This window comes from Sphingobium psychrophilum (assembly GCF_012927105.1).
Taxonomy (GTDB): Bacteria; Pseudomonadota; Alphaproteobacteria; order Sphingomonadales; family Sphingomonadaceae; genus Sphingobium; species Sphingobium psychrophilum.
The window spans coordinates 55,251-68,679 of sequence record NZ_JABBFV010000023.1 but is presented as its reverse complement, the minus strand read 5'-3'; the positions used below and the strand labels follow the sequence as shown (position 1 = coordinate 68,679).

Genomic DNA, 13,429 nt, shown 5'->3' with positions numbered 1-13,429 from the left:
GGCTCCGCTGCGCGGCCCCCAGTCGCGCAAGGAATAGTCCGTGAGGGTGATCTCCTGTAGGGAGCATTTACGTGAGGCAATGGCTATGCCGCTCGGGAACATCGCTTCATGAGGCAACACGACCGCCGAATTTCTGTTCGACGTCCAACGGCAGGAATTTTACTTCATTGAGGTCAACGCCCGCATCCAGGTGGAGCATCCGGTCAGCGAAATGATCACCGGCTTCGACTTGGTGCAGGAACAGATCCGCATCGCGGGCGGCGGGGGCCTGTCCGTCAGCCAGCAGGACGTCAAGATCAGCGGCCACGCCATCGAATGCCGGATCAATGCGGAGGACGCGGCGCGCGATTTCCTGCCCAGCCCCGGCCGCATCACCCGCTGGGAACCGCCGCAGGGACCGGGCATCCGACTGGACAGCCATATGTCCGCCGGCGCGATAATCCCGCCCTTTTACGACAGCATGGTGGGCAAGCTGATCGTCCATGGCAGCGACCGGGCGGACGCGATCGCCCGGCTGGCTGACGCCATCGACAATTTCGTGGTGGAAGGCGTACCGACCACGCTGCCGCTGCATCGCGCGATTATCGCCCACCCTGATTTTATCGAGAACCGCATCCACACCCGCTGGCTCGAACAGGTTCTCCTCCCCGACTATGGAAAGAAAGCGGCATGACGGCCGAAAAAGACCCCGTGATCGCGGCGATCGACGATGCCCGCGCGCTGCTCGATACGCTGCTGACGGGCGGCTGGCAGCAATTGCATGTCGCGTCCGGTGACACGGAAATATTTCTGGCGCGCGACGGCGGCGGGGCCAATCCGATGCGGACGGTTGCGCCTGCGCCTTTGGTTGCAGCGCCCGCGCCGCAGGCCGGCCCCGAAACCGCGGTGCCGGTCCCCCATGTCGCCACGCTGGAACAGGCGTTGGCCGTGGGTACGCAGGTGGTCGCCGGCCAGCCCGTTGCGACCTTGCGGGTTCTGGACGAGCAGGAGGACATAACCGCCCCGGTTTCCGGCACGATCGTCCGCGTGGACGCGGTGCCCGGCGCGCTGCTGGAATATGGCTCGACCCTGTTATCGATCGCGGCGGCGGCGTAATGAACGCCACGATCGGAAAAGTCGCCGTCTGCGGCGCAGGCGCCATGGGATCGGGCATCGCCCAGGTCGCGGCGCAGGCCGGCGCGTCCGTCCTCATCTTCGACGTCAATATAGAGGCGCTGGAAACGAGCCGCACTCGGACGCTGGCTGACCTCGACAAGCTGGCCGCACGCGGCAAGCTGTCGGCGGACGAAGCGCGGACGATCGGCGAACGGATGCAATGGGTGTCCACGCTCGATGCGCTGGCCGACCGCGACCTAGTGATCGAAGCGATCATCGAGGATGCGGGCATAAAGGGCCAGTTGTTCGAACGGATCGAGGCGATCGTCGCCCCGGACGCGATCATCGCGACCAACACCTCATCCCTGCCGATCTCCCGCCTGGCGCGGGGCCTCAAGCAACCCGCGCGGTTCGTCGGCATGCATTTCTTCAATCCGGCGACGGCGATGAAGCTGGTCGAGGTGATTTCCGGCGCAGCGACCGATCCGGCGGTGGCGGCGCGGATCAGGGCAACGGCGGAAAGCTGGGGCAAGGTCGCGATCCCCGTCGCCGACGTGCCGGGTTTCATCGTCAACCGCGTGGCGCGGCCCTTCTATGGCGAGGCCTTCACCGCGCTGAACGAGGGCGCGGCAGATGCCGCGTCCATAGACGCCCTGTTCCGCGCGGCAGGCTTCCGCATGGGACCGCTGGAGCTGACCGACCTGATCGGCCAGGACGTCAACTTCGCCGTCACTCGGTCCGTGTTCGATTCCTATTTCGGCCGCACCCGCTTCGTGCCGCAACTGCGCCAGGCGGCGCTGGTCGATGCCGGCTGGTACGGGCGCAAGTCGGGCCGGGGCGTCTATGACTATCGCGACGGCGCGCCGAAGGCCGCCGATCCACAAGCTTCTGATATAATCGTTACGGATACGTATCAAAAAGCGATGGCAGCGCTCAAGGATGCCGCGCCCGGCACCTTCCTGCGCTGCGGCGCGCTGTTCGTCGGCATGACCCAGGGGCTGACCGCGCGCCGGGAAAGCGACACCTTGGGCGCGCCGGTCATCCTGTTCGATTGGTCCCCGGCCGACGCCACAGGGCCGGTCGGCTTCACCCTGTCCGACGAAAGCGCACGGCCCGATGCGCTCAGCCTGCTCGCGGCGCAATCGCGCGCTGGCGTCGAAATCGCTGATCGACCGGGCATGATCGTCGCACGGACGCTGGCGCAACTCGCCAATGCCGCCGCCGACGCCGTGCTGGAACGGGTGGCGGACGAACAGGGCATCGACGCTGCGCTGCGCTATGGCGCCAACTATCCCTATGGCCCCTTCGCCTGGGCCGACCGCTGTGGCCGCGGGGCGCTCGTCCGCCTGCTCGATGGCATTGCGGACGGCACTGGTGAGGCAATGTACCGGCCATCCCATTATCTGAGGAACGGCGCATGAGCGAAACGCAGGACATCTTGCTGATCGAACCGATCGGCGCCCATGGGCTGCTGCTGCGTCTGAACCGGCCCGAAAAGCGCAATGCGCTGGCGACCGACCTGCTCGGCTGGGTCGCCGATGCGCTGGACGCCGCCGCGGCCGACCCCGCGATCCGCGCGGTGGTCATCACCGGTGCCGACCGCTTCTTTGCTGCGGGCGCGGACATCAACGAACTGGCATCCCGCGATACCGGCGGCGCACTCGCCGATCTCCGCCCGGCGATCTGGACGCGCATCCGCGGCTTTTCCAAGCCGTTGATCGCGGCGGTCGAGGGGTGGTCGCTGGGTGCCGGGAACGAACTGGTGATGTGCTGCGACCTGGTCGTGGCCGGGGAGAGCGCGAAATTCGGCCAGCCCGAAACCAATCTGGGCATCATTCCGGGGGCCGGCGGCACCGCAATCCTGCCCCGGCTGGTCGGCCGCAGCCGGGCGATGCGGATGGTGTTGCTGGGCGATCCGCTCTCCGCCGCCGAAGCATTGCAGGCAGGCCTCATCGCGCAAGTGGTCGAGGATGGGCAGGCATTGCCAGTCGCGACCGATCTTGCCACCCGCATTGCCGCCCGCGCGCCGCTGGCGATGCAGCAGGGCAAGGCGATGGTCCGCGCGACCTTCGAAACGCACCAGTCCGCGCATCTGCTGCTGGAACGCCAGGCCTTTTCCGCGCTGTTCGGCACCGCCGACAAGCGTGAAGGCACAACCGCCTTCTTCGAGAAGCGCGACCCGCAATGGAGCGGCACATGAATCATCTGTCCCCGCTGGACGCTGCGCCCGCCCAATCTCTAACCGAGGAATCGCTGCCCGACATAGCGCGCGAAACCATCGCAGCCCTGTTCGATCTGCCCTTCCTGGATCTGGTGGCGCAGGCCTATGCTGTGCATATCCTGCACCATCCGCGCAACGCCGTACAACTGTCCACTTTGCTGTCTATCAAGACGGGCGGCTGCGCAGAAGATTGCGGCTATTGCAGCCAGTCCGCCTTCGCCAAGAGCGGGGTGAAGGCGCAAAAGCTGATCGATGCCGACACGGTCGTCGCCGCCGCGCGGGCGGCGAAAGCCGCCGGTTCCAGCCGTTTCTGCATGGGCGCGGCCTGGCGCGAACCCAAGGCGCGCGACATGCCCGCGTTGTTCGATATGGTGCGGCGGGTGAAGGCGCTGGGCCTGGAAACCTGCATGACTCTGGGCATGTTGAGCGGCGATCAGGCCGATGCACTGGCGGAAGCCGGGCTCGACTATTACAACCATAATATCGACACCAGCCCGGACTATTATGACCGGGTCATCACCACCCGCAGCTTTCAGGACCGGCTCGACACGCTGGACCATGTGCGCCAGGCGGGCATGGCGGTATGCTGCGGCGGCATATTGGGGATGGGCGAAACGCGCGAAGATCGCATCGGCTTCCTCCATGCGCTGGCCAGCCTGCCCGAACCGCCAGACAGCGTCCCGCTGAACGCGCTGGTGCCAATCCCCGGCACTATGTTGGGCGACATGCTGGCGGACACGCCGCTGGCGCGGATTGATGAGATAGAATTTGTGCGCACGGTCGCTGTGGCGCGGATCACCATGCCCCGCAGCGTCGTGCGCCTCTCGGCCGGCCGGGAAAGCATGAGCGAGGCGGGGCAGGCGCTCTGCTTCATGGCCGGCGCCAATTCCATCTTCACCGGCGATCGCCTGCTGACCACGAGCAATAATGGCGGCGACGCAGACACGGCGCTGTTCGCCAAGCTCGGGTTGGCACCGTCAAGCTGAGATGAGCTTGCGCACCCGCGTTACCGATCTTCTGGGCATCCGCTATCCCATCGTGCAGGGCGGAATGCAGAATGTCGGCTATGCGCCACTGGCGGCGGCGGTTTCGAACGCCGGTGGCCTGGGCATGATAACCGCGCTGACCTTCCCCAATCCTAGCGCGCTGGCGCAGGAGATCGCGGCCTGCCAGGCGCTGACGACGGCGCCCTTCGGCGTCAACATCTCCGTCTTCCCGACCATGCGGCCGCCCGACTATGGCGCCATTGTGGATGCGATCGCCGATGGCGGTGTGAGCGTGGTCGAGACTGCCGGCACCCCTGAGGTGCGTGAAGTCTGGGATCTGCTCTTCGCGCGCGGCGTCCGCGTCATCCATAAATGCACCTCCGTCCGCCACGCCTTGTCGTCGGAACGCTATGGCGTCCATGCCGTGTCGATCGATGGCTTCGAATGTGCGGGGCATCCGGGCGAGGATGATGTGCCGGGTCTGGTGCTGATCCCCGCCGCCGTGGATCGTCTATCCGTGCCGCTGCTGGCGAGCGGCGGCATCGCTGACGGTCGCGGGCTGGCGGCGGCGCTGGCGCTGGGCGCTGACGGGGTGACGATGGGCACGCGCTTTTGCGCCACGCGCGAAGCGCCGATCCATGACAATGTGAAGCAGGCCTATGTAGACAAGGACGAGCGCGAAACCGACATTCTCTTTCGCCCCTTCCGCAATTCCGCCCGCGTTGGCCGCAACGCTGTCTCGACCGAAGTCCTTCGTCGGACCGCCGCGCCCGACGCCGTCTTCGCCGACGTCGCAGAACTGGTCAGCGGACTGCGCGGCAAGGCGCTGCTGCAATCGGGCGAGGTCGACAGCGGCATCTATTGGGCCAGCATGGCGCAGGGGCTGATCCACGACATACCCAGTTGCGCCGAACTGATCGACCGCATGGTCGCGGACGCGCGCGCGATCATTACGGACCGGCTGGCAGGCATGATCTGCGGCTAAGCGCTCAGTCGATCAGCACGACGCATTTGCCCGCATGTTTGCGTGCCAGAATCTCTGCATAGCCCCGCCGGGCATCCGCAAAGGCGAAACATGTCCCGGCCTGCGGCTTGAGCCGTCCGTCCGCCGCCCAGGCCAGCATCTCGCGAAAGTCGTTCCAGCCCTGCTCGCCCATGCGCTCTATGGCGAGCCGACCTTCGACCCCGATGACCGATATCATCTTGACCAATAGCACATTGGTCCGGGCCATGGCGGGACGGCCGGATGTGAAGCCGATCACCAGCAGGCGGCCGCCGGTCGCGATGGCGCGCATCGACTGATCGAACAGGTCGCCACCGACGGGATCGAAGATCACATCCGCGCCTCGACCGCCGGTAATCTCCAATATACGTTCGCGCAGCGGCGTCGTGACATGGTTGATCCGATGGTCGGCGGTTACGCGCGCCAGCTTCGCATCGTCGCTGCCGGTGGCGATCACCGTCGCGCCGATCGCGCGACCGACGTCAAGCGCCGCCGACCCGGTTCCGCCCGTAGCGCCATGGACCAGCAGCACTTCGCCCGCTTGCAGATTGCCTCGCCGCACCAGCGCATTGAAGGCGGTCCAGTGGTTCATCAGAAATCCGGCGGCATCCGCGAAGGCCAGGTCGTCGGCGATGCCATGCACGAAGGATTCGGGCAGAACGCAATATTCGGCGAGGCCACCGCCGTCGAGCGAGACGGAGAAAGCCGCGACACGCTGGCCCGGCACCAGCCGCGTGACGCTGGGACCGCAGGCATCGACCACCCCCGCCATCTCGCTTGACGGGATATAGGGCAGGGGCGGGGTCTTCTGATAACGGCCTTCCAGCACCATCGTCTCGCCAAAGGACAGGCCGGCCGCATGGACGCGGATTCGCACTTCGCCCGGACCCGGTTCGGGCACCGGCATATCTTCTATCGCAATGTCGAAGGGCGCGGCGAAACGGCGGCATACCCACGCCTTCATGGCGCGTTCGCCAGCCGGACACCGAACTCCGCCAATATCGCGTCACGGTCCGCGTCCAGCATCGGCGCATGACGATGCAGCCGGGTGGGCGTGCCGGAAAAGCGGATGGGGTGGACGGGTTGGCGATAACGGCCTGCTACGGGATGGTCATGCTCGGCTAGCGCGCCGATCGCCATGATCTGCGGATCTGCCGCCAGATCGTCCGGCCGGTTGATCGGGGCGTAGACGGCGTCCGCCTCTCGCAAGCGGGGTAGCCAATATCCGGTGGGCTGCTGCAACAGGCACGCGCCGATCAGCGCGTTCAACGCCGCCGCATTGGCAAAGCGCTTGGCCACCGTATCGAAGCGGAGATCGTCCGGCAGGTCCGGGCAACCCAGCACCCGGCAGACGCCGGCAAATTCGTCATCGGTCACGAAACCCACCAATATATGGCCGTCCGCCGTCGCAAAGCAGTAGCGCACGCCGGCCATCGATCCGCCGACCACGACGTCCTCGCCGATCAGCGTGCTGCTGCTCATCACCTCCGGCCAGATGAAGGACAGGGCGACGTTCAACATGCTGACGCGGATATGCTGGCCCATGCCGGTCCGTTCGCGCACTAATAGCGCGGCGGTGACGGCCTGCCAGACCACCAGCGCGGTCGCCTTGTCTACGATGGCGTTGCGGATCGTGGTCGGTTCGCCGGTCACGCTATCCGCCTGAACGGCGGCGATCCCGGCGATCCCCTGGACGACGATGTCATAGACGCGGCGGTGCGCCTCCGGGCCGCTGTCGCCCAGACCATCGATCGACACATAGATGATGTCGGACCGCATGGGCGCGATCGCGTCATAGCCGATGCCGATGCGATCGGCGACACCGGGCCGGAAATTCTGCACGACGACGTCGCACTGGCCCGCGATACGCAGCGCCGCATCCAGATGATCGGCGCGCTTGAGGTCGAGCGCGATGGAGCGCTTGTTGCGATTGGCGTTCAGGAACATCGCGCCCATCTTGGCCACGCCGCTGCGCTGGTCGCCGCTGCTGCGCAACTGTTCGCCGGCGATCGGCTCTACCTTGATGACATCCGCGCCCTGATCGCCCATCAGCATCGTCGCCATGGGCGCAGTCAGATTGGTGCCGAACTCCAAGATACGATAGCCGGCCAGTGGGCCAAATCCAGCCATTGCGGGCTTGTCTTCGGCAAGGTCGTTCAGGCCCGGCATATGCTCTCCACCCAATCTATCTCGTCCGGCCTGTCAGGGGCGCGATTGCTTTTTCTGTCGTTCCAGCGCCGCCAATACGCCCGCCTCGCTTTCGGGATGTTCAACCAATGTGGACGACGCCTCCTGCGCCTCCAGATAGGCGTCCATCCATTCCGACCCTTCCCAGGTCAGCGACGCCAGCTTGCGGGCGCGCAGCGTCGGCATGCTCTTGCGCGCCATCTGGTTGGCTAGGTCGAGCGCGATCGGCAGCACGGCCGGGGAGGGGACGACATAGTTGAAGAAGCCGGTGGATTCGAGTTCCCGCGCGGTGAAAGTACGGCCGGTGTAGATCATCTCGCGCACCTTGGCCTCCGGCATACGCAGGCTCGCGAACAGACCTGCGCTGCCGCCGACCAGCCCATAATCGACCTCGGGGCAGGCGAAGCGCGCATCCTCGGCCGCGATGCGCAGGTCGCACATGCCGGCCAGCATCACGCCCACGCCGACCGTCGCCCCCCGGATCGCGGCGATCATCGGCCGGTCGATATGATGGAAACGGGGCAATTGGGCGTTGATGAACTGGTAGCGCTCCTTACGCTTTTCCGCCGTCATCCCCTTGAACTCGTGCAGGTCCGCGCCGCCGCACCAGGCGCGGGCATCGTCCGGCGCGGTGATGACGATCACGCGGATCGTCTGGTCCGCCGCGACATGGTCGGCAAAGCGGCCGATCTCCTCATAGACGGAGAGAGACACGGCGTTGACCGGCGGACGCGAGAAGGTGAGCAGTCCCACCCCATTGTCCCGCACATCCAGCGTGAAAGCGCCGAAGCTGTGGCTGACGGTCATGCCGCTTTCCTCCTCACGCGATTTCCAGCGCCAGTTGCAGGTCTACGCCCGTCATGTCGCGCAGTTGGTCGATCGTCAGACCCGGCACCATTTCGATGACATGCGCGCCCGCCGGACCCACGTCGAAGATTGCGACGTCGCTATAGACGCGCGATACGCAGGACAGGCCAGTCAGCGGATAGCTGCATTGGGCGACCAGCTTGCTCTCGCCGGCTTTGGTCAGCAGATCCATCATCACGAACACTTGTTTGGCGCCCACGGCCAGGTCCATGGCTCCGCCCACCGCCGGAATGGCGTCCGGTGCGCCTGTATGCCAGTTGGCCAGGTCGCCGTTGACCGACACCTGGAACGCGCCGAGCACGCAGATGTCGATATGCCCGCCCCGCATCATCGAAAAGGAATCGCCATGGTGGAAGAAGGAGCCACCCGCCAGCAGCGTCACGGGCTGCTTGCCTGCATTGATGAGTTCCCAGTCGATATCCTCCTCGGCGGGTGCCGGTCCCATGCCCAGCAGGCCGTTTTCGCTCTGCAGAAAGATGTCGCGTTCCTGTGGTAGAAAATTCGCCACCCTGGTCGGCAGGCCGATGCCCAGATTGACATAAGCGCCCTCTGGAATGTCCCGCGCGACCCGCGCGGCCATCTCTTCACGGTTCATCCGCTGCATGATGCTTGTCTCCTTTAGGCCGCAGCTGCGACGGATAGAGGTGCGACCTGCACCACCCGATTGACGAAGATGCCGGGCGTGACGACCGCTTCGGGATCGAGCGCCCCCAGTTCCACGACCTCAGACACCTGCGCTATCGTGGTCTTGGCCGCCATGGCCATGATCGGACCGAAATTGCGCGCCACCTTGCGATAGACGAGGTTGCCCCAACGATCGCCAGCGCGCGCCTTAATCAACGCGAAGTCGGCATGAATGGGATATTCCAGCACATAATTGCGCCCGTCAATCTCACGGGTTTCCTTGCCCTCCGCCAGCAGCGTGCCGTATCCGGTCGGCGTGAACACAGCCCCCAGGCCCGACCCTGCCGCCTGGATGCGCGCGGCCAGATTGCCCTGCGGGACAAGCTCCAGCTCGACCTCTCCGGCGCGATAGCGCGCGTCGAAATGATGCGACGCCGCCTGCCGCGGGAAGGAGCAGATGACCTTGCGCACCCGATTGGCCTTGATGAGCCCGGCGATGCCCGTCTCACCCGCGCCCGCATTGTTGCTGATGATCGTCAGGTCGCTCGCGCCATGTTCGATCACCGCCTCCATCAGTTCGTGCGGCGCGCCCGCGTCGCCGAAACCGCTGATCATGATGGATGCGCCGTCATGGAGATCGGCTACCGCCTGCCGCAGGGACGGACTGATCTTGTCTATCATGCGAAACCCTCTCATCTTGTCTCGTTCCCACCTCTATAACCGATAATATTTCGGATATTACCTAGGTGAGATAGCCATATTTGCCACCATAGCTTCCTTGTCGTCGAATAAACGACATGGACATGGAGCAATGCGTCAAAGGATCATGTCGAAAGCTTAATCCGATTAAACGTCGGATATAGATAGAGGCGATGAATGATGGAGGCAAGCGTCAATTTCCAGAGCAGCCCGCAGGAGCCTGAGCCACATAATGGCTTCTTCGGCGGCCTCGCCGATAGTTTTGATTTTCAATGGGAATGGAGCGATGGCGAACGCATCCCGGCCTTGGCGAGCAAGGGGCTGGTCGCATCCGTGTGACCGCTTGGTTGACTGGACGGCCTCGGTTGAGCCCTGGATCGCGCTGCCGCTAGCGTTCCAAGCGAATGAAGGACGCGGCTTCCATTCCAACGACATGGGCGATATTCGCGCTGCTGGATCTACCGTTGTAGAATATGGGTCTTACGCGGTTATTGGGGGCTAGCTAAGTGGACGCCGGCGGGCGGATTATGCATCTCCCGCAGGCGTCCTGATATTTCAGGCCAATTTCCCCAACAGGCTGTCCACAGCGACCTTGGCGTCGCCGTAAAACATGCGGGTATTGTCCTTGTAGAAGAGCGGATTTTCGATGCCGGAATAGCCGGTGCCCTGTCCGCGCTTCGACACGAAGACCTGCTTGGCCTTCCACACTTCCAGCACCGGCATGCCGGCGATCGGCGAGTTGGGATCGTCCTGCGCCGCCGGATTGACGATGTCGTTCGAACCAATGACGATTACCACGTCGGTCGACGGGAAGTCGTCGTTGATCTCGTCCATCTCCAGCACGATGTCATAGGGCACCCTGGCTTCGGCCAGCAGCACGTTCATGTGCCCCGGCAATCGGCCTGCGACCGGGTGGATTGCGAAACGGACCTTCTTGCCCGCCGCCCGCAGCTTGCGGGTGAGTTCGCTCACCGTCTGCTGCGCCTGCGCCACCGCCATGCCATAGCCCGGCACGATGATGATGCTGTCTGCTTCGTTGAGCGCGGAGGCTACGCCATCGGCATCGATCGCGACCTGCTCGCCCTCGATTTCCGCGGCCGGACCGGTCGTTCCGCCGAAGCCGCCCAGGATCACCGACACGAAGGAGCGGTTCATCGCCTTGCACATGATGTAGCTCAGGATCGCGCCCGACGAGCCGACCAGCGCGCCAGTGACGATCAGCAGGTCGTTGCCCAGGGTGAAGCCGATCGCGGCGGCCGCCCAGCCGGAATAGCTGTTGAGCATCGACACGACGACGGGCATGTCGGCGCCGCCGATGCCCATGACGAGGTGGAAGCCGATGAACAGCGCCAGCGCCGACATGGCGAGCAGGACGGTCAGTTCGCGGCCCTCTACGCCGATATTGCCGACATACATCATCAGCAACACGAGCGTCGCCAGCAGCGCCGAGGCGTTGAGGACGTGGCCGCCGGGCAGCTTTTTCGCCTTGCCGTCCAGCTTGCCCGCGAGCTTGCCGAAGGCGACGATCGACCCGGTGAAGGTCACCGCGCCGATGAAGATGCCCAGAAATTCCTCGACCTTGAGGATGTTGATTTCCACCGGCGTCTTGTGCGCAAGCAGGCCGGCAAAGCCGGTCAGCGATTCGCGGGCGGCAGGATCGAGCGCGTTCACCGTTTCCAGTTCGAAATGCGCGTTGAAGCCGATGAACACGGCCGCAAGCCCGACGAAGCTGTGTAGCGCGGCGACAAGCTGGGGCATTTCGGTCATCTGGACGCGCATCGCCACGATCCAGCCAATGACGGCGGCGACGGCGAAGGTGCCGGCCACGATCGGCAGATTGGCAACGCCAGGGCCAACGAGGGTCGCCAGCACGGCCAGGGCCATGCCGGCAATGCCGTACCATACGGCGCGCTTGGCGCTTTCCTGATTGGAAAGGCCGCCCAGCGACAGAATGAAAAGGACCGCGGCCGAGAGATAGGCTGCGGACACCACACCGGTATCGAACATGAAATCTACCCCCTTAGGACCGCTGGAACATGGCCAGCATCCGGCGCGTGACCAGGAAGCCGCCAACGATGTTGATCGACGCGATCAGGATCGAGATCGTCGCCAGAACCATCACGATGGTGCTGGACGACCCGACCTGGAGCATTGCGCCCACAACGACGATCCCCGAAATCGCGTTCGTCACCGCCATCAACGGCGTATGCAGCGAATGGCTGACATTCCAGATCACCTGGAAACCTATGAAACAGGCCAGCACGAAGACCGTGAAATGGGCCATGAAGCTGGCGGGCGCCACGGCGCCGACGGCGATCAGCACGACCGCGGCGACGATCAAATTCGTGACCTGCGACCGGGTCTGCGCCTTGAAGGTGGCGACGTCCTTCGCTCGCTTCTGTTCGGGCGTAAGTTCCTCCGCCTTGGGCTTGGGCTTTTGTGCCGCGATCGCCTTGATCTTGGGCGGGGGCGGCGGGAAGCTAACCTGGCCTTCAAAGGCGATGGTCGCGCCGCGGATCACGTCATCCTCCATATTATGGACGATCACGCCATCCTTGCCCGGCGTCAGGTCGAACAGCATGTGGCGGATATTGCTGGCATAAAGCGAACTGGACTGCGCCGCCATCCGGCTGGGAAAATCGGTATAGCCGATGATCGTGACGCCACCCGGCGAAACGATCTTCTCGTCCGTGACCGTCTGCTCGCAATTGCCGCCGCGTTCCGCCGCCAGATCGACGATGACCGATCCGGGGCGCATCGCCTCGACCATGTCCTTGGTCCACAGAACCGGGGCGTCGCGCCCCGGAATGAGCGCGGTGGAAATGACGATATCGACGGTAGGCGCCAGTTCGCGAAACTTCTTGAGCTGCGCGTCGCGAAATTCCGGGCTGGACGGGGCGGCATATCCGCCGGTCGCCGCGCCATCCTGCTGTTCCTCGGAAAAGTCGAGATAGACGAACTGCGCGCCCATCGATTCGATCTGTTCGGCGACTTCCGGCCGCACGTCGAAGGCCAGCGTGATCGCCCCCAGAGAGGTCGCCGCGCCGATCGCCGCCAGACCGGCGACACCCGCGCCGATTACCAGTACACGGGCCGGCGGCACCTTGCCCGCCGCGGTCACTTGGCCCGTGAAGAAACGGCCGAAATTGGCACCGGCTTCGATCACGGCGCGATAGCCGGCGATATTCGCCATGGACGACAGAGCGTCCATTTTCTGCGCGCGCGAGATACGGGGCACCATATCCATCGCGATGACATTGGCACCGGTCGCGCTGATCGCGGCCAACTCTTCGCCACGCTGGCCAGGATAGAAGAAGGAAATCAGCGTCTTGCCTGGCTTCAGCTGGGCGGCCTCGTCCGCTTCGGGTGGACGCACCTTGACGATGACGTCTAAAGCAGCCCACAATTCGGCAGCGGTTGGGACCACCGTCACGCCGGCCGCGCGATAGCTGTCATCGTCGAAGCCGGCCGCTTTGCCCGCGCCGCTTTCGACAAGACATATATGGCCCAGCTTCTGCAATTGCAGCGCGCTGTCGGGCGTCAGCGCAACGCGCGCTTCCCCCTGTGCCACTTCTCTGGGTGCACCGATCTTCAAATCTTCCTCCCCCCGGTTTATTTTTGCGTGGCATATGCATGCCGCAACGCCCTATTGATCGTTGCGGCGCGATAAATCTATCGCGAAAGACTTGTCGGGCGAAAAGCGTATATTTATGCTAGGCTGACAGCATGTCGCGCGCCATGGTAGGT

14 protein-coding genes and 1 pseudogene are annotated in these 13,429 nt (G+C 64.5%); 8 read left to right on the top strand and 7 right to left on the bottom strand.

What is annotated here, in order from left to right:
* Positions 1–124: 124 nt before the first annotated feature.
* From HHL08_RS26010 to HHL08_RS21420, 7 genes and pseudogenes are all read left to right on the top strand, one after another.
* Positions 125–262: pseudogene (locus HHL08_RS26010) on the top strand (ATP-binding protein); the annotation flags it as partial.
* A complete protein-coding gene (locus HHL08_RS21445) occupies positions 245–673 on the top strand; it encodes a biotin carboxylase domain-containing protein (protein WP_328804722.1) in 429 nt (142 codons plus the stop codon). The pseudogene HHL08_RS26010 and the gene HHL08_RS21445, both read left to right, overlap by 18 nt.
* On the top strand, positions 670–1,095 hold the full coding sequence (locus HHL08_RS21440) for a biotin/lipoyl-containing protein (protein WP_169574994.1): 426 nt from the start codon (positions 670–672) through the stop codon (positions 1,093–1,095). Before HHL08_RS21445 ends, HHL08_RS21440 begins: the two co-directional genes overlap by 4 nt.
* Positions 1,095–2,516, top strand: a complete 1,422-nt coding sequence (locus HHL08_RS21435; RefSeq protein WP_169574993.1) for a 3-hydroxyacyl-CoA dehydrogenase NAD-binding domain-containing protein — start codon at positions 1,095–1,097, stop codon at positions 2,514–2,516. Before HHL08_RS21440 ends, HHL08_RS21435 begins: the two co-directional genes overlap by 1 nt.
* On the top strand, positions 2,513–3,295 hold the full coding sequence (locus tag HHL08_RS21430; protein WP_169574992.1) for an enoyl-CoA hydratase-related protein: 783 nt from the start codon (positions 2,513–2,515) through the stop codon (positions 3,293–3,295). Before HHL08_RS21435 ends, HHL08_RS21430 begins: the two co-directional genes overlap by 4 nt.
* On the top strand, positions 3,292–4,302 hold the full coding sequence (bioB, locus tag HHL08_RS21425) for a biotin synthase BioB (protein ID WP_206378031.1): 1,011 nt from the start codon (positions 3,292–3,294) through the stop codon (positions 4,300–4,302). Before HHL08_RS21430 ends, bioB begins: the two co-directional genes overlap by 4 nt.
* 1 nt (position 4,303) lies before the next feature.
* Entirely contained in the window at positions 4,304–5,287 is a 984-nt protein-coding gene (locus tag HHL08_RS21420; protein WP_169574990.1) for an NAD(P)H-dependent flavin oxidoreductase, read from the top strand.
* 4 nt (positions 5,288–5,291) lie between these two features.
* Here the strand turns inward: HHL08_RS21420 and HHL08_RS21415 are convergent, their stop codons facing one another.
* From HHL08_RS21415 to HHL08_RS21395, 5 genes are read right to left on the bottom strand one after another with little or no spacing between them, the layout of a single operon-like run.
* Positions 5,292–6,269 (bottom strand): NADPH:quinone oxidoreductase family protein, encoded by a 978-nt coding sequence (locus HHL08_RS21415; RefSeq protein ID WP_169574989.1) that lies wholly within the window; start codon positions 6,267–6,269, stop codon positions 5,292–5,294.
* A complete protein-coding gene (locus tag HHL08_RS21410) occupies positions 6,266–7,474 on the bottom strand; it encodes a CaiB/BaiF CoA transferase family protein (protein WP_169574988.1) in 1,209 nt (402 codons plus the stop codon). The genes HHL08_RS21415 and HHL08_RS21410 overlap by 4 nt, the downstream gene beginning before the upstream one ends.
* Positions 7,475–7,507: 33 nt before the next feature.
* On the bottom strand, positions 7,508–8,299 hold the full coding sequence (locus tag HHL08_RS21405; RefSeq protein ID WP_169574987.1) for an enoyl-CoA hydratase/isomerase family protein: 792 nt from the start codon (positions 8,297–8,299) through the stop codon (positions 7,508–7,510).
* A gap of 13 nt (positions 8,300–8,312) precedes the next feature.
* A complete protein-coding gene (locus HHL08_RS21400; protein ID WP_169574986.1) occupies positions 8,313–8,963 on the bottom strand; it encodes a 3-oxoacid CoA-transferase subunit B in 651 nt (216 codons plus the stop codon).
* Between the two features lie 14 nt (positions 8,964–8,977).
* Complete coding sequence (locus HHL08_RS21395) at positions 8,978–9,664, bottom strand: 3-oxoacid CoA-transferase subunit A (RefSeq protein WP_169574985.1); 687 nt, start codon at positions 9,662–9,664, stop codon at positions 8,978–8,980.
* Positions 9,665–9,859: 195 nt separating this feature from the next.
* Here HHL08_RS21395 and HHL08_RS21390 point away from each other — a divergent pair, with 195 nt between their 5' ends.
* Entirely contained in the window at positions 9,860–10,021 is a 162-nt protein-coding gene (locus tag HHL08_RS21390) for a hypothetical protein (protein ID WP_169574984.1), read from the top strand.
* A gap of 216 nt (positions 10,022–10,237) precedes the next feature.
* Here HHL08_RS21390 and HHL08_RS21385 read toward each other — a convergent pair whose 3' ends face one another.
* Complete coding sequence (locus HHL08_RS21385) at positions 10,238–11,689, bottom strand: NAD(P)(+) transhydrogenase (Re/Si-specific) subunit beta (RefSeq protein WP_169574983.1); 1,452 nt, start codon at positions 11,687–11,689, stop codon at positions 10,238–10,240.
* A 13-nt stretch (positions 11,690–11,702) separates the two neighbouring features.
* Complete coding sequence (locus HHL08_RS21380; protein ID WP_169574982.1) at positions 11,703–13,277, bottom strand: Re/Si-specific NAD(P)(+) transhydrogenase subunit alpha; 1,575 nt, start codon at positions 13,275–13,277, stop codon at positions 11,703–11,705.
* Between the last annotated feature and the right edge of the window lie 152 nt (positions 13,278–13,429).